This window comes from Pseudorhizobium sp. NPDC055634, from assembly GCF_053618655.1.
In genome coordinates this window covers 157693-173615 of sequence record NZ_JBSHHW010000008.1, presented here as the reverse complement: position 1 = coordinate 173615, position 15923 = coordinate 157693, and the positions used below count along the sequence as shown (strand labels likewise).

The window sequence follows — 15923 nt, the reverse complement described above, 5'->3', positions numbered from 1 at the left end:
CGTTGATCGGAGCGCCATCATACCCGGAGATTGGCGATTGGCGAGGGGGCGGCATTGACTTTGTCCGGCCGATCGAAAACAGGGGAGGCCTGCTTGAAGGGAGCCCCACTTGGTCCGCAAATTCGACGCCGTCATTCTTGGAGCTGGAGCCGCAGGAATGATGTGCGCCATTCGCGCCGGGCAGCGCGGCAGGAAGGTACTGCTCCTCGACCACGCAAAAGCGCCCGGCGAAAAGATCCGCATTTCCGGCGGTGGGCGATGCAACTTCACCAATACCGGAACCTCGCCGGCAAACTACATCTCCGCCAATCCTCACTTCGCCAAGTCCGCGCTCGCCCGATACACCCCGCGGGACTTCATTGCGCTGGTGGAGAAGCACCGGATCGCCTGGCACGAGAAGACGCTCGGCCAGCTTTTCTGCGACGGCAGCGCCAGGGAGATCATTGGCATGCTGGCGGACGAGATGCGCGCGGCCAGTGTCGAAATGGAACTCCGGCAGGAGATATCCTCGGTGGAGCATACCGGAGACACGTTCCGCGTCGAAACTTCCGGGGGTGCCGTAGAGGCCGGGGCGCTGGTCGTCGCGACGGGAGGCAAGTCCATTCCGAAGATGGGCGCCACTGGCCTTGCCTATCGGATTGCCGAGCAGTTCGGGCTGAACGTGATCGAGCCCCGTCCGGGCCTCGTTCCGCTGACGCTTGATCCGCAAACGCTCGAGCGCCTTGCGCCACTGTCGGGCGTTTCGGTGCCCGCGGAAGTGCGCCACGGCAAGACCGCTTTCCGCGAAGCCCTGCTCTTCACTCACCGCGGATTGAGCGGGCCGGCCATCCTCCAGATCTCGTCCTATTGGCGCGAAGGCGACGAGATCGTGCTGAAGATCGAGCCGGAGCGGGACCTCTTCGAACTCCTGAGGTCGGCCCGCAGGGACAACGGGCGCCAGGCCCCGCTGACGGTCTTGTCGGATGTCCTGCCAAGGCGTCTGGCGCAGTACCTCGTGGAACGGTCGGGTGTCGTCCCGACTGTCCCGCTGGCGGATTGCCCCGACAGGATGCTCCGGGCGATCGCCGCCTCCGCCCAGGACTGGCGCGTTCGGCCGGCGGGGTCCGAGGGGTATCGGACGGCCGAGGTCACGCTCGGCGGCATCGATACCCGGGAACTGGATTCCCGGACGCTCGCGGCGAGGAAAGTCCCGGGCCTCCATTTCATCGGCGAATGCGTGGATGTGACCGGCTGGCTGGGAGGCTATAATTTCCAGTGGGCCTGGGCATCCGGCCATGTCTGCGGGGACGCCGTGTAGCCCTCGCCGATTCAGGCCTTGTTAAGCTGCTTTGCCCATCCTGCCTTGATGCCGGCCAAATCCTGTAGTCAGCTAGGCATGCGGCCGGTCCCGACAGGCCGCGTTCGATAAAGCTTTTGGGGTTGAGATCATGCAGAAAGCTCGCCGTGCCCGTGCCATCGCCGTCACCAAGGCTGAGGACGCCAGGGTTTTACGTCTGCTGGTGCTGAGCGCTGGCGCAACCGCAGTTCTGCTGGCGCTGCAGGCGGTTTTCTGAAAACAGCCGCCGTGCTCCTTCGCCGGTCATCGGTCTGGCGAGCCTGCCCGCAATCCGGCGGATGACCGGGGAAATCTGCGGTAGCGGCGTTGCGAACCTCTCGTAGTATCGGTCTTCCTTTTCAGGCATCCATGTTTCCCGGCTCCGCGCCGAATGGGACGATGCCACGATCGCTGCGACGACGTCATACATTGTCATTACCTCCGCATATGAAAAGTCGTCAGCCCAGATAGACCGGATCTCCGTCTTCTTAAACAGTCGGAACTGCGCTACGTTTTTCACCCATGAAAAACATAGGCTGGGATACCTACGAGCTTTTCCTGCAGGTCGCGCGCTATGGCGGGTTGTCCGGTGCCGCGGGCGTGACCGGCCTGAGCCCGGCCACGATCGGCCGTCGCATGCTCGAACTGGAAGCCGGGGTCGGGCGTCCGCTCTTCGTCAGGAGCCGGACTGGCTATCGGCTGACCTCCGAGGGCGCCGTGCTTCTCGAGCAGGTCAGGGAGATGGAGGGGGCTGCCCGGCGGATCGATACCTGGCAGCAGGAGGGCGGCGCCTCGCCCCTGGTGCGGATCGCCTGCGGTACCTGGCTTGCCTGGTGGATGGCCCGCAACCACGCGAAGCTCCAGACGGGTGCGGATAATTTTCGGCTCGACATTTTCATTGCCGAGCGGCGGGCAAGCCTCGCGCACCGGGAAAGCGACATCGGCATCCGGGCCTTCGAACCGGACGAGGCCAATCTTGCCGCGCGGCGACTGGGCGAGGTCGCCTATGCCGCCTACCGCTCCCGCAGCGCTGCACCCGCCTCAGAAAATCGCTGGCTCGCCGTTACGGAAGAGGACGCGATTTCCGCCTATCTCCGGTATCCGCACGAGCATCAGGCGGGCGCGATCGCGGTAACCGTCAACCGGCCGCGGTCCCTGCGCGATCTGGCGGCGGCGGGTGCGGGTGTCGCAGTCCTGCCCTGTTTCGTGGGTGATGAAGACGACCGGCTGGAGCGGGCAGGGGAGGAAATCGGCTCGCTTCGCCACGCCCAGTGGATCGTGATGAACAATGACGACCGTCACCGGCGGGAAATCCGCATGGTCGTGGACCGGATAGCCGATCTTGTCCGCAGGCAGGCCGACCTGTTTTCAGGCCGCCGCCCCGGCTCCTGACGCTGAAACGCAAAAGGGCGCCGTCTCGCCGACGGCGCCCTTCCGTCATCCCCAGCCCCCTTAGTGTGCCTGGGTGACAACGACCGGAATGAGGAGATCGCCCCAGTTTCCGTCGCCGCCGTGGTGACGGGCGGAACGGACGAGTTCGACCGATACGCCGGCATCCACCGCCTTCATGACCGACTGGTTGAGCCGGTGCAGGTCGTTGGCGACCATGCGGATCATGGCCTGCTGGTCGGTCGTCATGGCGGAGGCCTGTTCTTCGGCACGTTCCTTGACACGGGTCTGTGGGGTCATTGCATTTCTCCTCTTATGCGGGGTTCTTGACGTGTTGATCCAGGATTGCCGGTCCCCCTCCTCGGGTGAGAAGAGGGACCGCGAAGGTTATTCGGCTGCCGGCCTGAACTGCTCGGTCTCGGTCGATTCCTTCATTGCGGTGGTCGAGGACTGGCCGCCGGTGATCGCCATCGAGACGGCGTCGAAATAGCCGGTGCCGACTTCGCGCTGGTGCTTGGTGGCGGTGTAGCCGTTGACCTCGGAGGCGAACTCCGCTTCCTGAAGCTCCGAATAGGCGGCCATCTGGCGCTCCTTGTAGCCGCGGGCCAGTTCGAACATGCCGTAGTTCAGCTGGTGGAAGCCGGCGAGCGTGATGAACTGGAACTTGTAGCCCATCGCGCCCAGCTCCTTCTGGAACTTGGCGATGGTGGCGTCGTCGAGGTTCTTCTTCCAGTTGAACGACGGCGAGCAGTTATAGGCGAGCTTCTTGCCCGGATGCGCCTTCTGGACGGCTTCCGCGAACTTGCGGGCCTGCTCCAGATCCGGCTTGCCGGTTTCCATCCAGATCAGGTCGCAGTGCGGCGCATAGGCGATCGCGCGTGCGATGCAGGGCTCGATGCCGTTCTTGACCTGGTAGAAGCCCTCGGCCGTGCGCCCGGCATCGTAGTCGACGAAGGGCTGGTCGCGCTCGTCGATGTCCGACGTCAGGAGCTTCGCGGCTTCCGCGTCGGTCCGGGCGACGATCAGCGTCGGGACGCCCATGACGTCGGCGGCAAGACGCGCAGCGTTCAGGTTGCGGATATGGGCCGCGGTCGGGATCAGGACCTTGCCGCCGAGGTGGCCGCACTTCTTTTCAGAAGCGAGCTGGTCTTCGAAGTGGACGCCTGCAGCGCCGGCTTCGATGAAGGCCTTCATGATTTCGAAGGCGTTGAGCGGGCCGCCGAAGCCTGCTTCCGCGTCGGCGACGATCGGAGCGAACCAGGTATCGACGGAAAGGCCCTTGCCTTCTTGTGTCTCGATCTGGTCGGCGCGCTGGAGCGTGCGGTTGATGCGCTTGGCAAGCTCGGGTGCGGCATTGGCCGGATAAAGCGACTGGTCCGGATACATGGCCGAAGCGGTATTGGCGTCGGCGGCGACCTGCCAGCCGGAGAGGTAGATGGCCTTCAGCCCGGCGCGGACCATCTGCATGGCCTGGTTACCGGAAAGAGCGCCGAGCGCATTGATGAAGGGCTCTTCGTTGATCAGCTTCCACAGGCGGTTGGCACCCATTTCGGCCAGCGTGTACTTGATCTCGACGGAGCCGCGCAGGCGCTTGACGTCCTCGGGGGTATACGGACGCTCGATGCCGTCGTAGCGGCCCTTGGGTGCATTGGCGATCAGGTTGTAAAAGTCGGTCATTCGCAGAACTCCATTTCCATTATTGCCCTCCGCATCCGCAACCGTGGCTGCCTGCGTCTGTGACTGGATTTACAGTCCTCAACGCGGCACAGCCAGAAAATACGCAAAATCAGCACTGTCAAAAGGGTTAGGATGTCGCGCGTTTGACAATCGCGGCTGTGAAGATGTAAAAATAGTCAAAGGCATCGAGCGGTCTCGGTGTGTAAAAATGGTGACAAATGGCTGAGCGGAAGATCTTTGCAGGACCCCGGGTCAGGCGCGTGCGTCTCGGGCTCGGCCTGACGCAGACGGCGATGGCGGAGGCGCTGGGGATATCGCCTTCCTATCTGAACCTCATCGAACGCAACCAGCGGCCGCTCACTGTTCAGCTGCTCATCAAGCTCGCCTCCGTCTACAAGGTCGATCTCGACCTCCTGCAGGGCGAAGGGCATGGCGCGGCGACGCAGCTCCGGGAGGTTTTTGCTGATCCCCTTCTGTCGGGTGAAATTCCCGGCGACCAGGAAATCCTCGAAGTCGCGGAGGCGGCCCCCAATGCCGCGCTCGGGATGGTGAAGCTCTACCGGGCCTATCGCGAACAGGCGGCCCGCCTGACCGACCTCACGGACATACTGGCCCGCGAGGGGCACGAGACGTCCGTCTCCGGCACCCATCTGCCTATCGACGAGGTCCGCGATCGTCTCGAGCGGCGCCCGAATTTTTTCGGACGGATCGAGGACGCGGCCGAACAATTCGCCCAGCGCCTCGGTCCGGGTGAGGATCTTCAGGGCGCGCTGAAGGCCTGGCTGAAGGCCGAGCACGGAATTGCCGTGCGGACGCTGCCGGTCCACGCGATGCCCAACCTTCGCCGCCGCTACGACCGCCATTCAATGCGGCTCTTCGTCTCCGAGAGGCTGTCACCCTTTGACAGGACCCGCGAACTGGCGGTCGAAGCGGCGCAGCTGGCGCTGTCGGCGGAAATCCTCGCGGAACTGGAGGACCTGTCCTTCACCAGCGGCGAGGCTCGCCGCATCGGCCGGTTCGAACTGGCGCGCTATGCGGCACATGCGCTGATGATGCCCTATGGCGCCTTCCTCGCGGCGGCGCAGAGGACCCGCTACGACATCGACGTCCTGAGGTCCCGCTTCGACGTGTCGTTCGAGCAGGCCGCCAACCGGATGACGACGCTTGGCCGCCAAGGCGCGGCCGGGCTTCCGTTCTTCCTGCTCGAACTGGACCATGCCGGCAACGTGATCCGCCGGGCCGGCGCGCAGGGCTATCCCAAGGCGGCCTTCGGCGGGCACTGTCCGAAACTCGGCATCCACTCCGCCTTCGCCCAGCCGGGACAGATCCTGGCGGAATCGGCGGAGATGCCGGACGGCACCCGCTATCTCACTGTGTCGCGCACGATCGACGGACCCCAGGCGGCCTTCGGCGAACGGATAAGACGGACGGCCCTGCTCCTCGGATGCGAACTGTCGCTGGCCGGCGAGACGGCCTACGGTGCGGCCGTCGGAAACGCCGCGGCGCACGTGCTCGCCGGAACCGCCTGCCGCCTCTGCGAGCGCCAGGGCTGCCTTGCCCGCGCCGAACCGCCGCTGACGCGCCCGCTCGGGCTGGACGAGATGGTCACCGGGCTTAGCGCATTCGATTTCCAGTGACCGATCCTGCACTGCACATTTTCCTTGTGGCAGCAAAATTTCCTTCTTACTCTCGCGTCGAAATGGGGTGCGGCTACGCCGGCGGCCCGCAATCGAAGTGGAGAGATCTCATGAAGACCAAGCTGCTGCATCTTGCTGCAACCGTTGCGGGCCTTGCCGTTGCCGCAACGGGTGCCATGGCCCAGGAACGGGTGGTGCACGTCTACAACTGGTCCGACTATATCGACGAGTCGGTGCTGGAGGATTTCACCAGGGAAACGGGCATCAAGGTCGTCTATGACGTGTTCGATTCCAACGAGATCGTCGAGACGAAGCTGCTTGCCGGCGGCTCGGGCTACGACGTCGTCGTCCCGACGGCCCCCTTCCTCGCGCGCCAGATCCAGGCGGGCGTCTTCCAGAAGCTCGACAAGTCGAAGCTTCCGAACCTGTCGAACATGTGGCCCGAGATTTCGGAGCGCCTGGCCAAGTACGATCCCGGCAACGAATATGCGGTCAATTACATGTGGGGCACGACCGGGCTCGGCTATAACGTCGACAAGGTGAAGGCAGCTCTCGGGGACGTCCCGGTCGATAGCTGGGATATCCTCTTCAAGCCTGAAAACGCCGAGAAGCTGAAGGCCTGCGGCATCAACATCCTCGACGCCTCCGACGAGACCTTCGCAATCGCGATAGACTATCTCGGCAAGGACCCGGACAGCAAGGAAACCGCCGACCTGGAAGCGGGTGGCGAAGTCTACACGAAGATCCGCCCGTACGTGAAAACCTTCAACTCGTCGGCCTATATCGACGAGCTCGCCAATGGCGACACCTGCATTTCCATGGGCTGGTCCGGCGACGTCCTGCAGGCGAAGGCACGGGCCGAGGAGGCAGGAAACGGGGTCAACATCGAATATGTGATCCCGAAGGAAGGCACCTACATGTGGTTCGACAACCTCGCCATTCCGGCCGACGCCAAGAATGTCGACGAAGCCCATGAGTTCATCAACTACCTGATGAAGCCGGAAGTGATCGCCAAGGCCTCGAACTACGTCCAGTATGCCAACGGCAATCTTGCTTCGCAGGAGTTCCTGGACAAGGAAGTGCTGGAGAACGCGTCCGTCTATCCACCGGCCGAGACGCTCTCCGAACTGTTCACCATCTCTCCCTACGGGCCGCGCGAGCAGCGCGTGCTCAACAGGATCTGGACCCAGGTCAAGACGGGCAGCTAAACGCAAGGGGCGGGCACTGACCCGCCCTTCGCTTTCTTGTATCTGATATTTTCAACGCTCGACGGAGCAGGCATGGCCAGATCGCTGGGACCAGTAAAACGCACCTTCGCTCCTTGGGTGGAACCCGACGCCGTACCATTCATCCGCTTTGAGAACATCACCAAGCGCTACGGGGATTTCACGGCCGTCACCAATCTGAGCCTCGATATCTACGAGCGGGAGTTCTTCTCGCTCCTCGGCCCCTCGGGCTGCGGCAAGACGACCCTGATGCGGATGCTGGCCGGTTTCGAGGAGCCGACCGAGGGACGCATCTTCCTGCAGGGAAAGGACATCTCCGGCGTCCCGCCCTATCGGCGGCCGACGAACATGATGTTCCAGAGCTACGCGCTCTTCCCGCACATGACCGTGGAGAAGAACATCGCCTTCGGGCTGGAGCAGGACAAGCTGCCGAAGGGTGAAATCGAAGCGCGCGTCCAGGAAATGCTGCGGCTCGTCAGGCTCGAGGAATTCGCAAGGCGCAAGCCGGGGCAACTGTCGGGCGGCCAGCGGCAGCGCGTGGCACTGGCCCGTTCGCTCGCCAAGCGGCCGAAGGTGCTCCTGCTCGACGAGCCTCTCGGCGCGCTGGACCGGAAGCTGCGCGAGGAAACCCAGTTCGAACTGATGGACATCCAGCACACGCTGGGCCTGACCTTCCTGATCGTCACCCACGACCAGGAAGAGGCGATGACGGTGTCCGACCGGATCGCCGTGATGGACAAGGGCAGGATCGTGCAGGTTGCCACGCCCGCCGAGATCTACGAGGCGCCCAACTGCCGTTACGTTGCGGACTTCATCGGCGACATCAACATCATGGAGGGGACCGTCACTGGCCTCGGGGAAGGCGGCTCGCCCCCGATCCTCACCATGAACTGCGACGGGCTTGTGGTCGCCGTGGAGCAGGAAGCCGCGGCGGTTCCCGGCAGCAGCGCCGCGTTCGCCATCCGCCCCGAGAAGGTTCGCATCACGATCGATCCGCCGGCGGAGACGACCGTCAATGCCGCCTACGGAGAGGTCTGGGACATCGGCTATCTCGGAGATTTCTCCATCTTCCTCGTCAGGCTGGAAGACGGTCGGATCATCCGCGCTGCCCAGGCGAATGTCTCGCGGCTGGTCGACCGCCCGATCACGTTCGGCGACATGGTCTGGCTGAGCTGGTCCAGGGACGCCGGGCTGATCCTGACGAACTGAGGGGAGCGTAGAATGGCTGACACGGCGGCACCTCCCCAGGCGGGACCGGCAAGATGGCTGGTCGTCATCATCCCCTATGTGTGGCTGCTGCTCTTCTTTGCCGCGCCCTTTCTGATCATCCTGAAGATATCGCTGTCGGACACGGCGATCGCCATGCCTCCCTATCTGCCGGTGTTCGAAGGGCCGGGCATGATCGGCGACTTCGTCGGGCAGCTGGATTTTGAAAACTACGCCTTCCTTCTGGAAGATCCCCTCTACCTGCAGTCCTACCTTTCCTCTCTCCGGATCGCGGCGATCTCGACTATCCTCCTGCTCCTGATCGGCTACCCGATGGCGCTTGCCATGGCTCGCGCCCCGGCTTCGTTGCGCCCCACGCTGGTCATGCTGGTGATCCTGCCGTTCTGGACATCGTTTCTTATCCGCGTCTATGCGTGGATCGGCATCCTGAAACCGGAAGGGCTGCTCACGGTCCTCCTCCAGGCGGTCGGGCTTTTCGGGCCGGACGAGCAGGTCCAGATCTACCGGACCGATATCGCGGTCTTCATCGGCATCGTCTATTCCTACCTGCCCTTCATGGTGCTGCCGCTCTATGCCGCCCTGGAAAAGATGGACGGCACGCTGCTGGAGGCGGCCAGTGACCTCGGATGCCCGCCCTGGAAGGCCTTTTGGAAGATCACCTTCCCGCTCTCGCTGCCGGGCGTCGTCGCCGGTTCGATGATCTGCTTCATACCGATCACCGGCGAGTTCGTCATTCCCGACCTGCTGGGCGGTGCGCAGACCCTGATGATCGGCAAGACGTTGTGGACGGAGTTCTTCGGCAATCGCGACTGGCCGCTCGCCTCCGCGGTGGCGGTTCTCCTCCTTCTGGTACTGGTGGTGCCGATCATGATCTTCCAGAACCAGCAGCAGAAGGTGAGGTGAGATGAAGTCCTCACGCTTCGACCCCGTCGTCCTCACGTTGGGCTTCGCCTTCCTCTACATTCCGATCATCATCCTGATCGTCTACTCCTTCAATGCCTCGCGCCTCGTGACGGTGTGGGGCGGGTTTTCAACGCAGTGGTACGCCGCCATGTGGGCCAACCAGGGCCTCATGGACGCTGCCTGGGTCACGGCGCGGGTGGGGCTGCTGAGCGCCACGCTCGGGACAGTGCTCGGAACGCTGGCGGCGCTTGCCCTTGTCCGGTACGCGCGCTTTCCCGGACGGATGGCCTTTTCCGGGATGATCTACGCGCCCCTGGTCATGCCCGAAGTCATCACAGGGCTGTCGCTGCTCCTCCTGTTCGTGGCACTCAACATCGACCGTGGCTTCTGGACGGTGACCATCGCGCATACGACCTTCACCATGTGCTATGTGGCGATCGTCGTTCAGTCGCGCCTGCTCACCTTCGACCGGAGCCTGGAAGAGGCGGCGCTCGATCTCGGATGCCCGCCGGTGAAGACCTTCTTCAAGGTCACGCTCCCGCTGATCATGCCGGCCGTCGCTGCCGGATGGATGCTGGCCTTCACCCTGTCGCTCGACGATCTGGTGATCGCAAGCTTCACGACCGGCCCTGGCGCGACGACCCTGCCGATCAAGATCTATTCGCAGGTCAGGCTTGGAGTGACACCGGAAATCAACGCGATCTGCACGATCCTGATCGGGCTCGTGACGCTCGGCGTCATCTTCGCCTCCTTCGCCTCCAAGCGCTCGGAACTCAGGCGGATCCGCGACGAGCATGTCGCGCTGCGGGGAGCCGTCTGAGAGGAGCGGGGATGCCGAGCATCGGTCTAAGCGTGAGAGACAGACGTTTCCGGCATTGGCATGGGCGCTCCGCTCAGTCCCCGGTAGCCGGCGATGTCGGCGGCATCACCGCAATGACCACGGGCTCCGAAAGCGATCCGCCGATGAACAGGGCATCGGCGTCCTCCAGACCGTCCGCCCTGCGGATCGTCGCCGACAGTGCCACGCCGGCGTCCGCCAGCGGCAGCGCGCCGGAAAATGCGACGATCAGGCCGTTGCCTTCGATGATACCTGTCTGGATTTCCGCCACACCACGCGCGAAGGTCGCGGCAAGTTCCAGCTTCTCGTAATCGAAATCCTGTCCGCCGGGATTGATCAGCGGCTGATGGCGTCCCTGCCGCGCGCGGGCAAGGACCGTATTCGGGTCCATGTCGAGCAGGGTTCCCGGGCCGGTCGTCATCTGGAAGGAGCCCTGTCCCCGGCGCAAGCCGGCCCAGCCGTCGTCCCTCGTCGCCAGGACTAGGCGAAGCGAGCCCCGGGCCCGGGGAATGGGGCCGCGAAGTCTCAGCGTTTCGAGGATCTCGCCAAGATCGGCATCCCGGACCGAAATCGTGGCATTGGTGCTGAATTCCGCCTCGGGCGCGGAGGTGACGACCTGGGCGTTGATCTCGCCACCTGCAAGCGAACCGTCGACGAGGTCGAAACGGGATTGGCCGTTCTCGCGGACGATGCTCACCGCGACGTCCGTCAGGGTCAGGGTCGCGAGCGAGACCTCCTTCCCCGATATGCGCAGGTCGAGTTCCAGCCCCTCGAGGAAATCCCCGCCCGCATGTCCCGGAGGCTTGGGGCGAGTGGTGGCCTGCAGGACGGCAAGGTCGAAGCGGTTCGAGGCAAGCGTCCCGGTCAGGCGCGGCGGACGGTCCTCCCGGAGGAGAAGGTCGAGTATGCCGTTCACCTCCATCAGGCCCGTGGAGAGCCGAAGTTCGTCAAATCGCAGCGCGCCCTCGATCGTCACGAGCCGGGCTTCCATGGACAAGGGTCCCATGTGCGCAAGGTCGCCGACGGGGACATCCGCCCAGGCAAGAGCGGCTTCCGGATCCGGTATCGAGAGCTTCAGGACGCCGGATACCGGACTTCCCGTTCCAAGACCGGCTGTTCCGGTAAACTCCGCGTCGAGGATGTCGGCATCGAGGGAGAACTCGAGCGGGGCAGCGCGACCCGCAAGCAGAAGGAGAGGCTGGCTCGATGAGCCGGAAAGATGCAATTGCTGGCCGTTGACGATGGCCGCGACGTCCAGCGAAGCGGGTCCGGACAGCCGGGGCCAATCGAGTTCGCCGGAAATGCCCCGGCTCGACCAGACGCGACCCGTCGCCATGTCCTTTATCTCGACGCGCCCGTTGCTGATCGTGACGTCGTCGAGTGCGAGGTCCAGTGACGGGTCCAGGACGACGTGTCCGTTCTCCTCGACCGCGCCGCCGACGGCCTCGCTGAGGCGACCCTCCTGCGCCCAGTCCAGATGGCCGTCCCGGTCGCGTTCCAGGAATATCTCCGGGTCGAAGAGCGCGAAGTTGTGGAATTCCAGCCGTCCGCGGATCGCCTTGAGAAGGCGGAACTCGGCGGTCATTCGCGAGACGCGCGCGAGCACGCGGATGCCGTCCGGGGTAGGCTTGGTGATGACGACGCGGCTGACCTCGATTTCCGGCTGCGGCCAGAAGCTGAGCCTCGGAGGGCCCTCGATGCGCACGTCATGCCCGGTCCATTCCGACAGCACGCGCTCGATCCCGTCACGGACGATCGTGCTCGAGACGAGCACGGGCGCCAGCAGCTGAACCGCCAGCGAAAGCAGGGCGACAAACAGGATCGCCAGCAGGGCCGGACGCCACAGGCGGCGAAGCAGTCCCCTTGAGGGCGCGCGAACTCCCTTTGCCATTCGCCTCCTGAGCCTCGCCGGCTTCTCGCTCTTGTCCTGACCGGTTGCTGATCAGGCCTGCCGATTACAGGAAACGCGCCTGCGGCGCAAACTGTACACCCGCACCTCCAATCGGCCGTTCATCCTGCGGCGCAGCATGCTATAGGAGGTTCTCTGAGGGGATGGAGGAGTTCCATGAATTCTGAACAGCCGTTGTGGACACCTTCCGGCGTTCGGCAGGACCTGCCGCTGCGATCGTTCATGGCCTGGTGCGCCGAACGATACGACAGTCCCCCGACGTCGGTGGATGACTTCCATGAATGGTCGGTGCAGCAACCGGAAGAATTCTGGATGGCCGTCTGGCAGTTCTGCGGCGTCAAGGGAGAGCCTGGTTCTCGCGTCCTGGTGAATGGCGCCGACATGCTCGGTGCGCGGTTCTTCCCGGACGCCCGGTTGAACTTCGCGGAAAATCTTCTCTCCCAACGGGGCGCCGGCGAAGCCATCATCTTCCGGGGCGAAGACAAGGCGCGCGACACCTGGTCCTGGGATCGCCTGCATGCGGAGGTCTCCCGCCTCCAGCAGGCGATGCGGGCCGCCGGCATCGAGAAGGGCGATCGCGTCGCCGCGATGATGCCGAACATGCCCGAGACCGTCGCGCTGATGCTGGCCGCGACCTCGATCGGCGCCGTCTGGTCGTCCTGTTCGCCCGATTTCGGCACGCAGGGCGTGCTCGACCGTTTCGGCCAGATCACGCCCAGGCTCTTCATCACATGCGACGGCTACTGGTACAACGGCAAGCTCCAGGACGTTTCCCACAAGGTGCGGGAGGTCGCCGACGTGCTCGCCGTTCCGGTGCTGGTGGTCCCCTATGCCGGCGACGCTCCGGCGCTTGCCGCGTCGCTTCCCGACGGTCGGACCCTTGCGGATTTCATTGCGCCATTCGATGCGCGCGAGGTCGAATATGTCCGTCTTCCCTTCGCGCACCCTCTCTACATTCTGTTCTCTTCGGGAACCACGGGCGTTCCGAAATGCATCGTCCATTCCGCCGGAGGGGTGCTACTTCAGCATCTGAAGGAGCATCGGCTGCATTGCAGCCTCGAGGTTGGCGAGCGGCTGTTCTATTTCACCACCTGCGGCTGGATGATGTGGAACTGGCTGGTCTCCGGACTGGCGGTCGGGGCGACGCTCTGCCTGTTCGACGGCTCCCCCTTCGCTCCCGACGAGAAGGTGCTGTTCGACTATGCGCAGGAGGAGCGCTTTGCCGTGTTCGGCACCTCGGCCAAGTATATCGACGCGGTGCGCAAGAGCGGTTTCGTCCCGCGTGAAACGCATGACCTCCCCCACCTGCGCCTGATGACGTCCACCGGATCTCCGCTCTCGCCGGAGGGCTTCTCCTTCGTCTATGAAGGCATCAAGCCGGACATCCATCTTGCCTCCATCTCCGGAGGGACGGACATCGTCTCCTGCTTCGTGCTGGGAAATCCGCTGAAGCCGGTCTGGCGCGGCGAGATCCAGGGGCCGGGCCTTGGCCTCGCCGTCGATGTCTGGAACGACGAAGGGCAGCCGGTGCGGGGAGAGAAGGGCGAGCTTGTCTGCACGAAGCCGTTCCCCTCCATGCCGATCATGTTCTGGAACGATCCCGAAGGGGAGAAGTATCGGGCGGCCTATTTCGACCGTTTCGACAATGTCTGGTGCCACGGCGATTTCGCCGAGTGGACCGAGCATGACGGCATCATCATCCACGGCCGCTCCGACGCGACGCTGAACCCGGGCGGCGTGCGGATCGGTACCGCCGAGATCTACAACCAGGTGGAGCAACTGCCCGAGGTCGCCGAGGCGATCTGCATCGGGCAGGACTGGGAGGGGGACGTGCGCGTCGTGCTCTTCGTCCGTCTCGCAGCGGGGATCGTTCTCGATGATGGACTGGTGAAGACCATCGGCAACCGCATCCGCACCGGCGCATCTCCCCGGCACGTTCCGGCCAAGGTCATTGCCGTCGCCGACATACCGAGGACCAAGTCAGGCAAGATCGTCGAGCTTGCGGTGCGTGACGTCGTCCATGGCCGGCCGGTCAGGAACAAGGAGGCCCTGGCCAATCCCGAGGCGCTCGACCTGTTTGCGGAATTGCCGGAATTGCGAAGCTGAGGGGCAGGTCGCCCACTGGCTGAACGCCTTCTCTGTTGCGGGGTCAGCGCTGTCTGTCGAGCGTCCGCGAGACGATCAGGACCGGGATCAGGCCGGCGAGGATGATGATCATTGCCGCAACCGAGGCATCTTCGATCCTTGCGCGTGAGGCATCCTCGTAGACGAGGGTCGCGAGGGTGTTGAAGTTGAAGGGCCGCAACAGCATCGTGGCCGAAAGCTCCTTCATCGTCTCGATGAACACCATCAGCGCCGCCGTCATCAGGGCCGGGCCGAGATTGGGGAGCAGGATCGTCGCCAGCGTCTGCTGTCGGTTGCGTCCAAGGGTCCGCGCGGCCATGTCCAGGTGCGGGGAGAGCTTCTGGAACCCGGCCTCCAGTGTTCCCTCCGCCATGGTCATGAACCGGGCCGTGCACGCATAGACGATGGCGGCGGCGCTTCCTGACAGGAGAAGGCCGGTGGATATCCCGAGATGGGAGCGGAGGAACGCGTCGACCGCGTTGTCGAAGTTCGCCATCGGGATGAGGACGCCGATGGCGAGAACGGTGCCCGGAACGCCATAGCCGAGCGAGGCGATGCGTCCCGCGATGGTGGCCCCGGGGGACCGTTCGCTCCTGAGGGAATAGGCAAGGACAAGCCCCAGCAGGACCGCGATCCCGGCCGTCAGCGACGACACCAGCAGGCTGTGCCAGAGTGCGTCGAGCAGCCGTGCGTCCAGATACTGGTCGAGCCGTCGGGCGGCGAACCCGCCGAGGACGATTACCGGAATTGCGAAGCCGGTCAGGACCGGAAGCAGGCAGAACAGGGTCGCTCCGCCGGCTGTCGGGCCCGAGAGCCGCGTCCGGACGACGTCATGCACCGCGCCGGTCGTCCTGGTCGTCGAGAAACGCTGGCTTCGGCGCACCGCCTGTTCAAGCCAGATCAGCAGGGCGACGATTGCCAGCATCACGGTCGCGATCTGCGCGGCGCCGCTCAGGCTGCCCCGGTTCAGCCAGGTGTCGTAGACGGAGAAGGTCAGCGTATTGATGCCCAGGAACTGCACGGCCCCGATGTCGTTCAGGGTCTCCATCGTGACCAGCGTCAGGCCGATCATGATGGCGGGCCGCGCCATCGGAACCTGGATGCGCCAGAACACCCTGGCGGGCCCTGCGCCCAGCGTGCGGGCGACGTCGGCGGCGGCACGCCCCTGCATGAGGAACATCGACCTGCAGGCGAGGTAGACATAGGGGTAGAGGACCGAACTCAGGACAAGGACGGCGCCGCCCATCGAACGGATGTCCGGGAACCAGTAGTCCTGCGAGGTTCGAAACCCGAAGGCGGCGCGATAGGCCGACTGCAGCGGGCCGGTGAAATCCATGAACTCGCCGAAGGCGTAGGCGGCGAGATAGGATGGGATGGCAAGCGGCAGCACCAGCATGACCGACAGCGCGCGGCGCATGGGGAAATCGTAGCTCGTCGCCAGCCACGCCGTCAGCGTGCCGAAGAGCGCGCACGCCAGTCCCGTCAGCGCCAGCAGTTGCAGGGTCCGCAGGCTTGCGCGCGGGATGACAGTCGAGACGACGTGACGCCACGTGTCGTCGCCTCCCTGGAAGGCGATCCACACCACCGCAATGATCGGCAGGGCGACGACCGCTGCCGTCACGACCGCCAGGCCGGAGAGGACGCGGCGGGGACGTCGGGGCGGGCAACCGGCCATATG

Annotated in this window: 13 protein-coding genes; 8 read left to right on the top strand and 5 right to left on the bottom strand. The window is 64.3% G+C overall.

Translation table 11 applies throughout. The features are described from left to right. Positions 1 to 109: 109 nt before the first annotated feature. The gene (locus ACWGPT_RS14805; protein ID WP_452606376.1) at positions 110 to 1297 is read left to right on the top strand and encodes an NAD(P)/FAD-dependent oxidoreductase; all 1188 of its coding nucleotides are present in this window, start codon (positions 110 to 112) and stop codon (positions 1295 to 1297) included. A gap of 190 nt (positions 1298 to 1487) precedes the next feature. Here ACWGPT_RS14805 and ACWGPT_RS14800 read toward each other — a convergent pair whose 3' ends face one another. Further along, complete coding sequence (locus ACWGPT_RS14800) at positions 1488 to 1682, bottom strand: hypothetical protein (protein WP_452606375.1); 195 nt, start codon at positions 1680 to 1682, stop codon at positions 1488 to 1490. 155 nt (positions 1683 to 1837) lie between these two features. Between ACWGPT_RS14800 and ACWGPT_RS14795 the strand changes: the two genes are divergently transcribed. Beyond that, entirely contained in the window at positions 1838 to 2707 is an 870-nt protein-coding gene (locus ACWGPT_RS14795; RefSeq protein ID WP_452606374.1) for a LysR family transcriptional regulator, read from the top strand. 60 nt (positions 2708 to 2767) lie between these two features. On the opposite strand, the gene ACWGPT_RS14790 is transcribed toward ACWGPT_RS14795, so the two are convergent. Continuing rightward, complete coding sequence (locus ACWGPT_RS14790; RefSeq protein ID WP_052637005.1) at positions 2768 to 3004, bottom strand: SMc00767 family acetate metabolism repressor; 237 nt, start codon at positions 3002 to 3004, stop codon at positions 2768 to 2770. Between the two features lie 87 nt (positions 3005 to 3091). Beyond that, complete coding sequence (gene aceA, locus ACWGPT_RS14785) at positions 3092 to 4381, bottom strand: isocitrate lyase (RefSeq protein ID WP_452606373.1); 1290 nt, start codon at positions 4379 to 4381, stop codon at positions 3092 to 3094. Between the two features lie 218 nt (positions 4382 to 4599). Between aceA and ACWGPT_RS14780 the strand changes: the two genes are divergently transcribed. The 5 genes from ACWGPT_RS14780 (at position 4600) to ACWGPT_RS14760 (ending at position 10194) form a co-directional block, all read left to right on the top strand. After that, complete coding sequence (locus ACWGPT_RS14780; protein ID WP_452606372.1) at positions 4600 to 6018, top strand: helix-turn-helix domain-containing protein; 1419 nt, start codon at positions 4600 to 4602, stop codon at positions 6016 to 6018. 110 nt (positions 6019 to 6128) lie between these two features. Beyond that, positions 6129 to 7226 carry a polyamine ABC transporter substrate-binding protein gene (locus tag ACWGPT_RS14775; protein ID WP_452606371.1) on the top strand — a complete coding sequence of 366 codons (1098 nt, stop codon included), beginning with the start codon at positions 6129 to 6131 and terminating at the stop codon, positions 7224 to 7226. A 72-nt stretch (positions 7227 to 7298) separates the two neighbouring features. Next, entirely contained in the window at positions 7299 to 8453 is a 1155-nt protein-coding gene (locus tag ACWGPT_RS14770) for an ABC transporter ATP-binding protein (protein WP_452606370.1), read from the top strand. Positions 8454 to 8465: 12 nt separating this feature from the next. Continuing rightward, the gene (locus ACWGPT_RS14765) at positions 8466 to 9374 is read left to right on the top strand and encodes an ABC transporter permease subunit (protein ID WP_452606369.1); all 909 of its coding nucleotides are present in this window, start codon (positions 8466 to 8468) and stop codon (positions 9372 to 9374) included. 1 nt (position 9375) lies between these two features. Continuing rightward, positions 9376 to 10194, top strand: coding sequence for an ABC transporter permease (locus tag ACWGPT_RS14760; RefSeq protein WP_452606368.1), 819 nt, complete (start codon positions 9376 to 9378; stop codon positions 10192 to 10194). A 73-nt stretch (positions 10195 to 10267) separates the two neighbouring features. On the opposite strand, the gene ACWGPT_RS14755 is transcribed toward ACWGPT_RS14760, so the two are convergent. Next, positions 10268 to 12103 (bottom strand): AsmA family protein, encoded by a 1836-nt coding sequence (locus ACWGPT_RS14755; RefSeq protein ID WP_452606367.1) that lies wholly within the window; start codon positions 12101 to 12103, stop codon positions 10268 to 10270. Between the two features lie 174 nt (positions 12104 to 12277). Between ACWGPT_RS14755 and ACWGPT_RS14750 the strand changes: the two genes are divergently transcribed. Next, positions 12278 to 14227, top strand: a complete 1950-nt coding sequence (locus tag ACWGPT_RS14750; RefSeq protein ID WP_452606366.1) for an acetoacetate--CoA ligase — start codon at positions 12278 to 12280, stop codon at positions 14225 to 14227. Positions 14228 to 14270: 43 nt separating this feature from the next. On the opposite strand, the gene ACWGPT_RS14745 is transcribed toward ACWGPT_RS14750, so the two are convergent. Then, the gene (locus ACWGPT_RS14745; RefSeq protein ID WP_452606421.1) at positions 14271 to 15920 is read right to left on the bottom strand and encodes an ABC transporter permease; all 1650 of its coding nucleotides are present in this window, start codon (positions 15918 to 15920) and stop codon (positions 14271 to 14273) included. Between the last annotated feature and the right edge of the window lie 3 nt (positions 15921 to 15923).